Genomic DNA, 14,394 nt, shown 5'->3' with positions numbered 1-14,394 from the left:
TGGGCCTCTCTTTTTTCTTTAAAGCAAAAGGTGCTTTTTTTACGCGCTCTCTTTCACAGCTAAACCAAGGTTCAGTTTGCTTGAGATATGATCAAAACAAAGGCCCTGTCGCATAAGCTACAGGGCCTTTGTTGTTTGCTTGTTTTGATGATCCAAGAGCAGGGTGTACGCTGTCAGCTTCAGATTTTTACCGATTGGCCATCACACTCTTTTGGCTTAAGCCCAGGTTATCCCTCAGCAGCCCCATGGCATACCATAGACGATAAATCCCCGTGATGTAGCTGTAGGAATCAATCGTCTGTTGGACTTCTGCCCGGTACAGTTCTGTTTTGGCGTTAAGGACATCCAGGTGGGTACGCTGGGCCATATCAAATTCCTGTAGGTAGGAATTGACGGTCTTGCGCTGAGCGGCCACCTGTTTATCAGCCAGTTCAATGCTGCGCTTGGACATTTCCAATTGCTCCCAGGCATTGATCACCTGATCGCGCACAGTCCGTTGGTTTAAGGCCAGTGTCTCGCGGGTTTGGTTGATGCGGCGGTCTGACTCACGGTAAGAGGCCAGGTCTGCACCACCATTAAAGACATTGTAGGTTACATTGAGCATGGCAGACATGGACTGGGCATAGCCACGAGTACCACTAACGTTACCGTTGTTGCTTGCTGCCAAGTCTAAAGTAACCACAGGGTAGAAGTTACCCTTGTTCTGTTTTTTGGTTTGTTGGGCCGCCGTCAAATCTGCATGGCTGCTCTGGAGCAGTGGGTGACTGGCCTGGGAAACTTCAAGGGCAATATCCAGGGACTCTGGAATATTCTCAGTGGGGCGCTCTGGTTTAGATAGCTCCATGGGGACATCGCCAATAACCCGTTCGTAGGTCGAACCAGCAATGTTCATGTCCGCTTGGGTCTTAACTAACACTTTCTGGGTGCTAAAGAGTCGGCTCTCAGTCTGTTCAACATCAGCCTGTTTGCCTTGTCCGCCACGGGCAAGCTCTCTGAGCTTATCCAAGACATTTTCGTGATCTTTAACATTGTTCTCAGAGAGGGTGACCAACTCCTGATGGCGTAAGCGGCCCAAAAAGGCTTCTACCGCGCTAAAACCAACCGTTTCAGAGGTGCGGTTGAAGGCGTGCAGGGTCGAGTTATCTGTAGCCTTAGCCCGTTTGATGTCTGAATAGGTCGCAAAACCGTCAAACAGAGTCTGGCTAATGGTCGCGCTGGATTCACCCCGGTTCAGGGTATAGGTGCCTTCGCTGGCACCTCGGGTTGTGGTGTTGTCACTCACTTCCCGTCCATAGCCTGCCGCCAGATCAACAATGGGGTAGAGGCCTGCTTTGGCTTCGCGTACCAGTTGTGTGTTGGCACGCTTATTTTCCCACGCAGCCAGAACTTCTGGATTGGTGGTCAATGCTTTGTGAACCGCATCCTGTAAGGATATCGGAGCGTCTTCCTGAGCCCATAGGTTTCCCGCTAGCATCGGCATGGCCAGCAAGGATAGGGCAAGAATTGAACGGTGCTTAAGCATAAAAGCATTCCCAGCTAAGAGCAGAGAGACCAAAGAAAATGGTGTACCCAAAACAGTGACGCAAGGTCACAATACAATTTTACAAAATGAATGATGAGCCCTGTCATGCTGCTGTCTCATCATTCCAGACCTAAAATGATCAACTTAACTTGGCTTAGAGCAAACTCTACACCAAGACGACCAGTTGGACAGGTTTTTTGCCAACAGTTCCTCAAGTAAGGCGAATATTCTTCGCACAACCTGCACAATATAAGCAAAAAAGATAGAGAAGGCGAGTCCAAATTGTGTGAAAGCCTTCTTCATGCTGTCATCGGCAGAAAAGAGCAAGAGGATTAACGAAAAGCATTTTTGCCGCTGATTTGTTGAGAACTAGGCTGTCGCTAAGTGGTTAGCGTTCTCTCAGCGCGCTGTCACGGGCTTTTAGGATGGGTTTGAGCAGATAGTCAAGAATGGTTTTTTCTCCAGTGATGACATCGACAGAAGCCACCATGCCAGGGATAATCGGCAAAACTTCATCACCACGGCTGATATGTTTTTCTTCGGTGCGTACCTGAACCAGATAGGCTGCTTGCCCATTTTCATCGGTAATGGCATCTGCACTGATATGGCTTAATTGTCCCTCTAGCCCCCCATAGATGGAAAAATCATAGGCGGTAAATTTAACCGTGGCCTTCTGTCCAGGATGTAGAAATGCAATATCCTTAGGGTCAATGCGGGCTTCGACCAGCAAAGAGTCTTCCTTAGGCATAATTTCAACCAATGTTGCCCCGGATTGAACCACTTGGCCAATGGTGTTGACGTGTACCCGGATGACTGTTCCGTTGACCGGTGAGCGGATGGCACTACGGGTTACCCGATCTTCCAGAGCGGTGCTCGATTGTTGAAGCCGGGTTAACTCACTGCTGGCGGTGCTGAGATCTTCTTGAGCTTGGGATTTAAAAGCCAGGGAGGCTTCTTCTAATTTACTTTGCCCCTCTCTCAGCGCTGAACGTGCACGGGGAATGGCATGCTTGAGGGAGGTGATCTCCCCTTTTAAATTAGCCTCATCCCGTTGGGCCCGAAGCAGGGTGACCTCACTCATTAAACCTTTATCCACAAGAGGCTGGGTCAGTTTAATCTCTTTACGGGTTAGCTTGAGCCGCTCCCGGAACTGAATAATGGCCGACTGCGTCTCTTCCAGTTCCTGTTGGCGCTGTTCAATCTGCCGTTTTCTGATCTTAATATTGTTAAGCAGGGTCTGCAGGCGGCTTTTAAACAGCGCTTGTTCTGAGGCCGCCAGTTCAGGGTCCGCTTGAATAATGGCTTCGGGTATCTTGAAACGTCTGGCGCCTGAGGCCTCAGCATTTAAACGGGCAATACGTGCTTGCAAGGCCATGATACGGGCCTCACTCTCATTGAATGTTGCCTGGAACTGCGTATCATCAATCCGCAGTAAGACATCGTCGGCATGAACGGCATCCCCTTCACGGACCAAGCGTTCGGTCAAACGTCCAGCTTCCAGGCTTTGAATGCGCTGTACCTGACCCGATGGAATAACCTTACCCATACCGCTGGTCGCTTCCACCACTTCTGCTTGACCTGCCCAAAATAGAGCAATGGCAAAAAAGGCGACCACACTCCATAACAGCACATGGCTAAACAGCCCAATACGTGCCGAACGTGCGGTTAAGCGTGCATCAGAGAAATTCTCTTTATTCCATTGAGACATCAGTTTTTAACCCTGAATTTGCCTTCTTTAAGTTGCCAGAGAATGGGTTCTTTGGGGCCGTCAGCAAGGATCTGCCCCTCCTCTACAATCACAACCCGATCCACCAAAGAGAGTAGTGAGGCGCGGTGGGTGACCAGCAATAGGGTTTTGCCGGGTAACAGATCTTCCACCATTTTTTTAAAGCGCTCTTCAGAGCCACTATCCATACTACTTGTGGGTTCATCCATCAACAGCATGGAAGGATTATGAATAAGAGCCCGAGAGATGGAAACACATTGACGTTGCCCCCCGGAAAGTCCTTGGCCCTGTTCTCCAATGATCTGATCCAAACCATCGGGGTGGCGGTCCGTAAAGGAGGCAACCCCCCCTTGTTCAACGGCACGGCGCAGGGTGGCATCTTCCACAAAAGGGGCCCCAAGGGTGATGTTTTCCCGAATGGTACCGTAGAGCAAACCAGCATCTTGGGTGACAGAGCCCATATTGCGGCGTAGATCGGCAGGGTCGATCTGTCGGGCATCCATGTCATCAAGCATAATCAAGCCTTCAGTGGGTTCGTAGAGCCCCTGAAGGAGTTTTAACAGCGTGCTTTTACCTGATCCTACCCGGCCAATAAACCCTACCCGTTCTCCCGGCTCAATGTGTAGATTGATTTTTTGAAGCGCGGCGGTTTTGGCGTTGGGGTACTGAAAAGAGAGATCTTTGATCTGGATTTTACCCGACAGGCGAGGGCGGCTGAGAAAAGTGCGATCATCCGGGCGCTCTTGTGGGGTATGCATGATCTGGTTCAAGGTGCGTAAAGAGATCAGCGTCTGCTGTAACCGGACCAACAGGCCTGCCACTTGAGACAAGGGGGCCAGCGCCCGCCCTGTAAGAATGGTACAGGCGATGAGGGCACCCATGGTGATCTCCCCCGCTTCAATGGCGTAAACGCCCACCACAACCACCGCAACGGAGCTTAGTTGCTGGGTGAGCATGGAAAAGTTCACCCCAAGGGTTGAGAGAAAGCGTGACTGCTGTGCTGTCTTAGCGGTTTCAACAATGCAGTTTTCCCATTTAGAGGCCAGGTGACCTTCTGCATTATTCAATTTAATGGTCTCTAAGCGCCCCAGGGTCTCGACCAGCATCGCGTGCTTTTGTGCGGCCTCTTTAAGTGCCCGGTTCATGACCCGGTTGAGTGGGGCTTGTAAAAGCAGGCCAACCAGAATCACCAAAGGCATGGCCAGCAAGGGGACCATGGCAACCTGTGTGCCCCCAAGTTGGGAGATGACGACCAAAAAAATAAGGGTAAAGGGTAAGTCGATGAGCGTTGTAAGCGTCGCCGACGTAAAAAAGTCCCTCAAAGGTTCAAACTCTTGAAGGTTACGGGCCAGTGCCCCAGCACTTTGTGGCTGTTGGCTCATCTGCATGCCGGTGACATGTCGGTAGATGTTAGAGGCCAGCACAATATCAATCCGTTTTCCGGCGGTATCAACAAAGTGTGCGCGTAACGTCCGTAATAAAAAGTCAAAAGAGAAGACAATCGCCACCCCAATGGCCAGCACCCAGAGTGTCTCCATAGCCTGGTTGGGGACAACCCGGTCATAGACATTCATGACAAACAGCGGGGAGGCGATGGTAAATAGATTAATCAGCAGCGAGGCCACCGCTACTTCACTATAAATGGGCCAATAGCGAAAAAGGGAGCTCCAGAACCAGTGTCCTTTGGTGGAGCTGCCAATAAATGTAGTGCGGTCATCATGTTTAAATTGAGGACTGACCAGAATGCAGTGGCCCTGGTAACGCTCTTCAAGCTGTTGACGGGCCAAGCGGGTTTCGCGACCACTTTCTGGTAAAAGAAGGTGGGCTTCACCCTCATCCCACCCCAACAATACCACCGCCAGTTTATCGTTCAGCAGCAAAACTGCAGGAAGGTGGGCCTCTTCCAAGTTGGCCAGATTCTGTTTACGAATATTGGCATTTAAGCCTGCCTGTTCAGCAGCCCGCAGGAACAGCTCAGGTGTCATGCCAGATTCTGGCACAGGCAAATGAGCCGTTAAGCTCTGCACGGTGGCGGGCAAGTGCCAATGGTGAGCCAGGAAGAGTAGTGAACCCAGCAGCGGATCTTCGCTACGGGGGTCATGTCCTTCCAAGGTCCATGTAGGGGCTTGTTGGGGGGTGGACTGGTCCATTATCGCAACCGCATTCCCTAAAAGTGAAGAGGTTAAAGCGCATAAAAATCACTCTAACATAGAGTGATATCAACCCTTATTCTAGCATATTTCCCCATCTGTCGGGGGGAATGGAATGACCCAAGTGAAAGAACAAGGGTATCCTTTTCCAAATATGTGGTGGAAAATGGCGACAATGTGGCACATCATGTGCCAGAGAAATGAGAATCTTGTTACAGACATTGGGTATCTAGTTTTTATATGGGTGCCTGCAGCGACCGGATGGAATGATGCACGGTGTCATTTTTTTAGCCCTTGAAGAATACCTGGACGAACGGATGGGGGAAGAGGTGTGGGAGCAGGTGGTGGAAACCGCAGGCATTCCAGACTCCGACTTTACCCCTGACCGTATGTATGATGCCCAGGATTGGGAAGCGTTGTTGTTGGCAACAGCCCAGGTTATGGGTAAAGAACGCGCAGATGTACTGGAAGAGTTTGGTACCTATATGGTGCCCGGTTTAATGGAGATGGGGGATGCCATGAATTTGCTGGATCCCCGCTGGCGTACCATGGACTATTTGGAAAATGGTAAAGATCTTATCCATGCCGCCATCCGTATGCAGATTCCTGATTTTAAGCCACCCGACATCCGTGCTTTACGGTTGCGTCAAGGCGAGGCTGCGGTGGCTTATATGGCCAAAAACCGTATGGGACCTCTTTTAAAAGGTGTTGCCCAGGGGTTGGGTAATCATTTTGAAGAGGAACTGGCCATTTGGCAGCCGGAGTCTCGTACAGGTAGTCATTTTTACCGCATTAATGTGCGTCTGGCTGATACGGAAAAACTCCGTGCTGTGGATATGGTGCGTGAGTTTAATACGGTACGTACGGAAGGTGGTAAGGTCCAGTTTTACAACCAGTTCATGGGGGTGCCTTTCTCTAATGAAGGGACCGTGTTGGATGTGGATGATGATGGGGTGCAGTTTTTGACCTTTCGGGATCAGTTGTTGGCCATGCGCCGCAACAATGAAACCTTTTTATCATTACCCCATATGAAAGTGGGCATTCATGCCCATGTTAAAAAGATGGATCTCAATAAAGGGACGGTTATTCTGGACCGTATGCTGCTCACAGATGGTGCTGTTGGCCAGCGTCAGGAAGCCCGTGTGGAGCCACCAACAGAGATCCGGGTTCAGCTGGGGTCTGAGGGTAAGCGTTTTCAGGGGTTCTTGAAAGATATCTCCACCACGGGGGCCTCTTGTAAATTTTCCCGCTCGGGTCTTGATGAAAACTACCTGTTTCTTAACAGCAAGCTGGAATTTCTCGTGCCTTTAAGTGCATTTGAGGATCAAGAATCACTGGCCAATACCAACCAGTATTTTGAGGCTGAAGGTAATATTCTGGATGTGATTGTGGGTAAAGATGAAGTGCTGGTCCGTTTGATTTTTGAAAGTTTGAGTGGCAACGCCAAAAAACTGATGACACTGTTTACGGCAGAACGTAAACAGTCGGTAATCCGGCATATGTCACAAATTGGTGGTTAACATGCGACCAGCCATCCATAGCTAAAGGGGCGGATGATTTCCAGCCCCTTTTTGCTGGGCGGGTTGGTCGGTACTTCTGACTCGTAGATGCATGGCATGGTATAAACTATTTTTCCCTGAATTGTGCCAAAGTTCATGATGCTAAAGCGTTTATCCCCTAAGATCTGGATACTCCTTCTCGCCAGCCCCCTGCTGTTGCCGCTGTTAAGTAACCTATTGCTCTATGAAGCACAGTCGTTTGATCCAACCGACCTGAACCGGCTAAAAAAACTTAAACCCCATTATGTCTTTATGGGTAACTCCATGATGTTCAGTCGTATTTTGCCGGAGCACTTAGAGCAGAAGCTGGATCGTAAGCGGGTGTTGGTCAACTATACGGGGGGCGAGCAGTCGGCCATTTGGTATCTGCGTTTAAAAAATGAAGTGGTTACTTCTGGCCTAAAGTTGGATCAGCTTTATCTCTTTTTCAGAGATGATGAGCTGACCAGCCCCCTGGCACGCACCGCAGGTCGTCCCCGTTTTCGGCGTAAATTAGAGCGTAAATCTATGCCTGAGGAGCCTTATCTCAAACAGGTGTTGTCCCATGCTCGTGGAGCCGTAGGGTGGACAGCCTACTGGCTAGATAAACTCTATCCTCTTCAATATTATATGGGAATAGACAGTGCCATTCGGTGGCATGTGAACAATGTTTCAACCCTTCTGCCGTTTGCATGGGCTGACCCGCCTGCGCCCACAGGCAATACGCCAGCCTTTGCCCGTTTTCAACAGATGCGTACCCAGATCAAAGAACATTATGACGCGACCTTTGCCTTAGATAACCTGCGGTTGCAAAGAGAGCGGGATGAGCCCTTGCCAGATGCCCCTTTTCAGGACTTGGTGGCTTCTTCTTTTTTACCTGAAATCCTGCGGTTAGCCAAAGTTCATGAGATCCCCATAACCTTGGTGCGGGTAAAGCGTTACCCCAATGAGGATGGTGTGCGCCATGAACCCACGGCCCTTAAAAGCTACATCCAATCTCTGGCGGCCTATCTTAAGTCTCAAGATGTAGCGTATGTGGATTTAAATGAAGATCATCGATTAAAACCCCATATGTATATGGCGCCTGGGGATGACCATATTGATGAGTCGTATCGGGCATTCTTTACAGACATTTTTTATGAACGTGTTATGGAAGGACCGTTATGATATTCCATAGCATTGATTTTATAATCTTTTTTATCGTTGTTATCTCGCTCTATTGGCAGCTGCCACGCCGAGAACAGACGCTCTTTCTACTGCTTTCCAGCTATTTTTTCTATGGCTATGTTCACCCTTGGTTTTTACTGCTTATTTTAACGTCGACGGTTGTTGACTATGTGTGTGGGCGGTCTATCGCAGCGGGTGTTGGGCACCGTAAAGCCTGGTTGGTTTTAAGTTTGGCCACCAATTTGGGGCTGCTGGGTGTTTTTAAATATTTTAATTTTTTTGTCGAGAATATCTCTCTGTTACTGACAGGGTTGGGTTTTTCAGGCTTAGAGACAACCTTGCAGGTCGTTTTGCCCGTCGGTATCTCTTTCTATACCTTTCAAACCATTAGCTATACCGTGGATGTCTACCGAGGCAAATTACAGGCGTGTAAAAACCCCATGGATTTTGCCGTTTATGTCTCCTTTTTCCCTCAGTTGGTGGCGGGCCCCATTGAACGTGCCACCCACTTGCTTCCACAAATTCAAAAACCCCGTCGTATTGATCGCACCGATATTTATGAAGGTTTGCTGCTCATTTTATGGGGGTTTTTCAAAAAACTGGTGATCGCCGATAATGTGGCAGAGGTCGCCAACCAGGTTTTCTATCTTAAAGAGCCCTCCTTTTTTATTCTTTGGGCTGGGGTGTTTGCCTTTGCGGTGCAAATTTTGGCAGACTTTTCCGCCTATACCGACATTGCACGGGGGGTTGCCCGGCTGTTAGGGATCACGCTCTGTCAGAATTTTAATCACCCCTATTTTGCGGTATCCCCTGCAGATTTTTGGCGCCGCTGGCATATGTCGCTCTCCTATTGGATCCGTGATTATCTCTACATTCCATTAGGTGGGTCACATGGTGCCTGGTTTATGGCAGCCCGTAATTTGCTGATCACCTTTGTGCTCTGCGGCTTGTGGCATGGCGCAAGTTGGAACTTTATTCTGTGGGGGGCCTACCATGGATTGTTAATTTTAACCTTCCGTGGATTGACCAACCTAGCCTATCCCCATTGGGTCCATGCCGGTTGGTTCCGACCGGTTCGTGTGCTCTTTATGTTTGTGCTGACATGCATTGGCTGGTTAATTTTCCGGGAGACCAACCTGGAACTGTTGGTTCGGGATCTGCTATTAAGTCCCTGGCATAGTTCGTCAGCAGACCTGCTATTGGCCATGTTCTTGTTCAGTAAGGCGCTGCTGTTTGGCTTGCCGTTGTGGCTGCATGGCTTCTACGATCAATGGCAGTTGGGCGCTTGGCTTAAACAGCGACCCGCCCGTTTTATCCTGGGTAGTCAGCTCTTTGCGATCAGCGCCTTTGTTTTGATTTTGGTGGCTCGATCAAAAGTACCTGCAGATTTTATCTATTTTCAGTTTTAACCGGACGATTAATCCCCTTTCTGACGTTACGCTCTAAGGCGGTGGTGCCGTTGTGGAAAATGCTCTTTTTATAAAATGGCGGTTGTGTTTTAGAGCGCGGTGGTCCAGGTTGGTGGCTGTTTTACAGAGATGATGGTGTGCTATCCTTTTCATGGGGGAAGGTTGCATGCTGTGGGAACGAGGCATTCGGTATGGTTTGGCGTTTTGGGTGGATGGCGTTTGGGGTCTGGATGATGGTGGCGGGGCTGAACAGCTCAGCTTTAGCATCCGGTGCAGAGTGTCGGGATGTGCTTTTGGAACATCCCAAGCAGCTCTATGCCATTACCCTGGGGGCACGTCTGTATGATAACTGGTACAACGAGTTAGAGGTCAGCCCGCCTAAAGAGAACCATCCGACCTATCCTAAAATTTTGCCCGATGCCTTTAAACCCGCCCAAAATTGGCGTTGTAGTAGTTGCCATGGCTGGGATGGGCTTGGTAAGGATGGGCATGGCCAAGTGCAGACAGATATGGTGGGGATCTACGGCCATAAAGAGGACAGCTTGGCGCAGATTGTTAAACAGTTGAAGGGTGGCATCCACGGTTATGAAGGGCGCATGCCGGATGAAGCGTTTACCGCTTTGGCCCAATTTATTAAAGCGGGTCCCTTGCCCGGTGATGTGATTGAAGATCTGCACACGCTTGGTGATAAGCGACGTGGAGAAGGGTTCTACCTTACACTATGCAGCCAGTGCCATGGTGAGAACGGGGTAGCGAGAGGTATGCCGGTTTTGGGTAAAGTGGTGCAACAGGATCCATGGCGGGTATTGCATAAAACCCTTTATGGTCATCCTGGTAGCGGCATGGTGGCTTTACGTGCTTTGGGCCGGGGGGTGACGATGGATTTGCTGAGTCACATGCAGGAGCTGCCCACAAGTAAGTAGAATGGATGTATTGGATCGTATATGAAGACGCTGTTCCTTATGGGGGGATGGCGTTTTTTTATGTCTAAAGAGCTGTGGTCGTGGGTTGGTGGATGGGAAGGATAACTATTTGGAATGGGTAGGATAGTTTGTGAGGATAGATGTCATCCATAAAAAAATATAAAAATTTCAATGGACTACAAAACGTTGGCAGGCATGTAAGGTCGATACCTGACAAAAAAAGAGTGGCATATCATGAAAAACTGGTCGTTTCTTATGTTGAGGTGAGCTAGTGTGTAGATTGAAAAAAAACTAAAAAGTTCCCGTCGAGGGCTAAAAAATCCTGCACATTGTTTTGTTGAGGAAGGTTGAGTGATGATTAGGTGCGCAAAAGAAAAACGTAGCTACCGGTATCTAAAAACACTGTTTAGTGTTGTGGCGTTAATGCTGGTGGTTTTGGTTCAACCCGCTATGGCGATGGAGCCGGTTAAAGTTACGGATCCTATGGATCGTCCTTTAAAGCCGCTTAAGGCATTTGCCTCGCTTAGTAAAGAGAGTGCCACCTGCGCGACCTGTCACCGCGAAGATAATATTGGCCTGTACAACCAGTGGGGCCGGTCCAAGCATTATGGTGCCAATGTGGGGTGCTACGAATGCCACAAGGCCGATGCCGATGATCCAGATGCTTACCGCCACAAAGGTAAGATCATCAGCACCATCGTTAGCCCAAAGGATTGTGGCCGCTGCCATGAGAAAGAATCAAAAGAGTTCCAGGAGTCTACCCATGCAGGTGCGGCAGACTTTGAGGGTTCTACAGAGCATGCTTTGGCAATGATGGCCCAAAGTGGTCATGAAGGTAAAGCTGTGGATAAGGCTGCGGGTTCCCAGGCTTGTGTCCAATGCCACGGTGCAAAAATCCAAGTGAATATGAGTGGCAAGCTGCTGCCAGAGACTTGGCCCAACAGTGGTATTGGCCGTATTAACCCCGATGGTTCCCGTGGTGCCTGCTCAGCCTGTCACCAGCGCCATGAGTTTTCCCAGGCCCAAGCCCGCCGTCCTGAAGCGTGTGGCAAATGTCACCTGGGTCCTGGCCACCCACAAAAAGAGATCTACAATCAGTCCAAGCATGGTGTGAGCTACTACGCCAATGTGGACCGTATGAACCTCAACTCACCAAAGTGGATTCCTGGTGAGGATTATGATGCGGCACCTACCTGTGCAACCTGTCATATGTCAGCCACCAAGGAACAGCCGCTGACCCACAATACCAGCCTACGTAACAGCTGGAATCTGCGTAAGCCCATCGCTGAGACCGTTGATGACATGTTAGAGCGTACTGGCCAAGAAGATGTGCCAGATGGTGATGACCGTCGTGACGCCATGGCTGATGTTTGCATCTCCTGCCACTCCGAGCGGATTGTTGAGAACTTCTACAAGCAGTTTGATAGTTCAGTTGAGCTCTACAACAAGAAATTTGCCGAGCCCGGTAAAGAGATCATGGAAGTACTGGCTGCGGAAGGTCTGATCTCTAAGAAGCAGTTGGATGACACCATTGAGTGGACCTGGTTCCGTCTGTGGCATCATGCGGGTCGTGCCATGCGTCATGGCGCTGCGATGAATGCACCAAGTGTTCAGCAGTGGCAGGGTATGTATGAGCTCTCCCAGCTGTTCTACACGCAGTTGATTCCTCAAGCTCGTGAGCTGGCTACCAAGGCTGAAGCTGCTGGTAATAAAGCAGCTGCAGATAAGGTACGCGGTGTGATTGACGGTATCGCAACCCGTCCTGAGCACAGTTGGCTGACGGACAAGCAGGCTGCTGCCACCACTGAGAAGTGAGGCAGCCTCTATGTACCGCTATCTTTTAATTCTAATGGTGATGCTTCTCCCCTTCGGGGGGGAGGCCTTCGCCATCGGTATGTCGAAAGGTGATACGGATCCGGGTTACCGGATTCCGGTCATCGATTCGGCCGCTGCCATGTTGGAACGGGCAACACTGGCCAACCCAGTGCCTGTTACCAAAGAGACCACCAATAATCACTGCCTGGAGTGCCACGGTGTTCCAGGTTTCGGCGTGCCTCAAAAAGAGGACGGTGTCGGTCGAAAGGCGATTCGTCGTCTGGATATGCATGTGGACGCCTTTAAAAATAGCGTCCATGGTGTGCGTCGTTGTACCGAATGTCACACCGATGTTCAGCAGATTCCGCATAAGCCGGAAGTGGAGCGTCAGGTCAACTGTGAACAGTGTCACTTAAAACAGTTGAGTGCGCTGGAGTCCACATCAGACCCCAGTAAACGGGCAACTTTGCAAAAAGTAGCGGGTAACATTCAGCACTTTTTGGCCTCGACCCATGCCCAGCCAAGTAAAGAGGACCCCACCAAACCCCGTGCTTATTGTCATGATTGTCATGATGCCCACGCGATCTTCCCGCTGCGTAGCAACAAGGGTACGGAGTTCCGTCTGACCACCCCACAGAAATGTGGTAAATGCCATGAGAAGCAGTTGGAGGATTATGAAGACTCCTACCATGCCTCTTTGGTCTTGCGGAAGGGTGACAAACGGGCCGCGGTTTGTTCCGACTGTCACACAGCTCACCAAATTTCATCACCAAAAGGGGATGAAATTAAAGTTGCCATTACCTCCAATTGTGGTGAGTGTCATACCAAGCAGATCAAAACCTACCGTGCAACCTACCACGGTCAGGTCAATGAGTTGGGTTACTCCCATACCGCCAAGTGCTATGACTGTCATGATTTCCATAAGCAGCGCGCGGTTAAGGATCCAACCTCACCGGTCCATCCTGATAACCGGATGAATACCTGTAAAAAATGTCACCCTAAGGCGACCGCTGGTTTTATGACCTTCGAGCCCCATGGTGATATGCATGATAAGGAAAACTTCCCCATCATGTATTGGGTGGCGACCAGTATGTTAGGTCTGGTCTTTGCTGTATTTGCCTTCTTCTGGAGCCATTCGCTGTTGTGGTACATCCGCGAATATAAAGAGGTTGGTAGTTACCGCTATACAGAGGAGAACCATCCTCATCACGGTCATGGTGATGATCATGAAGATCCCAACGATCCTCATGCAGGGATGTACATTAAGCGCTTTACCAAGGGTTGGGTCATTGCCCATGGTATTCTCGCCATTGGGGTTATGGTTCTCTCCCTAACAGGTCTGGCTGTCTTGTACAGTGAAACCTTCTGGGCGCCCTATGTAATGAAGTTGTTGGGTGGCACGCAGAATGCTGCGATCTTGCACCGGGTTGGTGCGGTGATGTTTGCCATCATCTTCTTCGGCCACATCGCCTTCATGCTCTATCGCATCTTCTTTGTAAAGACCTACAAGCTACAGTGGTTTGGTCCTTACTCTCTGCTGCCTCGTTGGCAGGATATGCATGATGTGATTGCGATGTTCAAGTGGTTCTTCCATCGTGGGCCTAAACCCACCTTTGACCACTGGACCTACTGGGAGAAGTTTGATTACTGGGCACCTTTCTGGGGTATGTTCATCATCGGTGTTTCCGGTCTGATCATGTGGTTCCCCACGATTGCGGCATCCTTCTTACCCGGTTGGGCGTTTAACATCGCCATTATCGTGCATGCGGATGAAGCATTCTTGGCAACGGTGTTCCTGTTCTCCGTTCACTACTTTAACTGTCACTATCGTCCAACACGGTTCCCTCAGGATATCGTGATGTTCACGGGCCGTATTCCGCTGTCCGAGTTCAAGGATGAGCGTCGTCACGAGTATGATCGTCTGGTTGCTGAAGGTAAGCTGGAGAAGTATTTGGTTGATCCACCCAGCTGTCGTGTGGCCAAAAACTCTAAAAAACTGGGGGCGCTACTCATTATCATGGGTATCATCCTCTGCTTCTTTGCCTTACATGGGTTTGCCCTGACGTTTGGGGGATAGCTCTGAGCTAGGCTAGGAAGAGATGATGAGGGCCACGGGAAACCGTGGCCCTTTTTTTGTCGTGTGC

General features: G+C 49.9%; 9 protein-coding genes. 6 read left to right on the top strand and 3 right to left on the bottom strand.

Annotated features, from left to right (window positions below; translation table 11 throughout):
- Positions 1-187: 187 nt before the first annotated feature.
- From V5T57_RS13975 to V5T57_RS13965, 3 genes are all read right to left on the bottom strand, one after another.
- Positions 188-1,522, bottom strand: coding sequence for a TolC family outer membrane protein (locus tag V5T57_RS13975; protein WP_332891853.1), 1,335 nt, complete (start codon positions 1,520-1,522; stop codon positions 188-190).
- A gap of 388 nt (positions 1,523-1,910) precedes the next feature.
- Complete coding sequence (locus tag V5T57_RS13970) at positions 1,911-3,230, bottom strand: HlyD family type I secretion periplasmic adaptor subunit (protein WP_332891852.1); 1,320 nt, start codon at positions 3,228-3,230, stop codon at positions 1,911-1,913.
- A complete protein-coding gene (locus V5T57_RS13965) occupies positions 3,230-5,398 on the bottom strand; it encodes a type I secretion system permease/ATPase (RefSeq protein WP_332891851.1) in 2,169 nt (722 codons plus the stop codon). The genes V5T57_RS13970 and V5T57_RS13965 overlap by 1 nt, the downstream gene beginning before the upstream one ends.
- 269 nt (positions 5,399-5,667) lie before the next feature.
- Between V5T57_RS13965 and V5T57_RS13960 the strand changes: the two genes are divergently transcribed.
- The 6 genes from V5T57_RS13960 (at position 5,668) to V5T57_RS13935 (ending at position 14,327) form a co-directional block, all read left to right on the top strand.
- Entirely contained in the window at positions 5,668-6,918 is a 1,251-nt protein-coding gene (locus V5T57_RS13960; protein WP_332891850.1) for a heme NO-binding domain-containing protein, read from the top strand.
- Between the two features lie 135 nt (positions 6,919-7,053).
- Positions 7,054-8,103, top strand: a complete 1,050-nt coding sequence (locus V5T57_RS13955) for a hypothetical protein (protein WP_332891849.1) — start codon at positions 7,054-7,056, stop codon at positions 8,101-8,103.
- Positions 8,100-9,512 carry an MBOAT family O-acyltransferase gene (locus V5T57_RS13950; RefSeq protein ID WP_332891848.1) on the top strand — a complete coding sequence of 471 codons (1,413 nt, stop codon included), beginning with the start codon at positions 8,100-8,102 and terminating at the stop codon, positions 9,510-9,512. The genes V5T57_RS13955 and V5T57_RS13950 overlap by 4 nt, the downstream gene beginning before the upstream one ends.
- A 191-nt stretch (positions 9,513-9,703) precedes the next feature.
- A complete protein-coding gene (locus tag V5T57_RS13945) occupies positions 9,704-10,435 on the top strand; it encodes a c-type cytochrome (RefSeq protein WP_332891847.1) in 732 nt (243 codons plus the stop codon).
- Between the two features lie 354 nt (positions 10,436-10,789).
- Positions 10,790-12,250, top strand: a complete 1,461-nt coding sequence (locus tag V5T57_RS13940) for a multiheme c-type cytochrome (RefSeq protein ID WP_332891846.1) — start codon at positions 10,790-10,792, stop codon at positions 12,248-12,250.
- A gap of 10 nt (positions 12,251-12,260) precedes the next feature.
- On the top strand, positions 12,261-14,327 hold the full coding sequence (locus tag V5T57_RS13935) for a formate dehydrogenase subunit gamma (protein ID WP_332891845.1): 2,067 nt from the start codon (positions 12,261-12,263) through the stop codon (positions 14,325-14,327).
- Positions 14,328-14,394 lie beyond the last annotated feature (67 nt).

The organism is Magnetococcus sp. PR-3, from assembly GCF_036689865.1.
GTDB lineage: Bacteria > Pseudomonadota > Magnetococcia > Magnetococcales > Magnetococcaceae > Magnetococcus.
The sequence above is the reverse complement of the archived record's forward strand: the minus strand, read 5'-3'. Positions and strand labels throughout refer to the sequence as shown.

Coding starts and splice junctions, on each gene's coding strand:
- V5T57_RS13950 (WP_332891848.1), top strand. CDS start 8,100: ATGATATTCCATAGCATTGATTTTATAATCTTTTTTATCGTTGTTATC.
- V5T57_RS13970 (WP_332891852.1), bottom strand. CDS start 3,230: ATGTCTCAATGGAATAAAGAGAATTTCTCTGATGCACGCTTAACCGCA.
- V5T57_RS13935 (WP_332891845.1), top strand. CDS start 12,261: ATGTACCGCTATCTTTTAATTCTAATGGTGATGCTTCTCCCCTTCGGG.
- V5T57_RS13965 (WP_332891851.1), bottom strand. CDS start 5,398: ATGGACCAGTCCACCCCCCAACAAGCCCCTACATGGACCTTGGAAGGA.
- V5T57_RS13975 (WP_332891853.1), bottom strand. CDS start 1,522: ATGCTTAAGCACCGTTCAATTCTTGCCCTATCCTTGCTGGCCATGCCG.
- V5T57_RS13960 (WP_332891850.1), top strand. CDS start 5,668: ATGCACGGTGTCATTTTTTTAGCCCTTGAAGAATACCTGGACGAACGG.
- V5T57_RS13945 (WP_332891847.1), top strand. CDS start 9,704: ATGGTTTGGCGTTTTGGGTGGATGGCGTTTGGGGTCTGGATGATGGTG.
- V5T57_RS13955 (WP_332891849.1), top strand. CDS start 7,054: ATGATGCTAAAGCGTTTATCCCCTAAGATCTGGATACTCCTTCTCGCC.
- V5T57_RS13940 (WP_332891846.1), top strand. CDS start 10,790: ATGATTAGGTGCGCAAAAGAAAAACGTAGCTACCGGTATCTAAAAACA.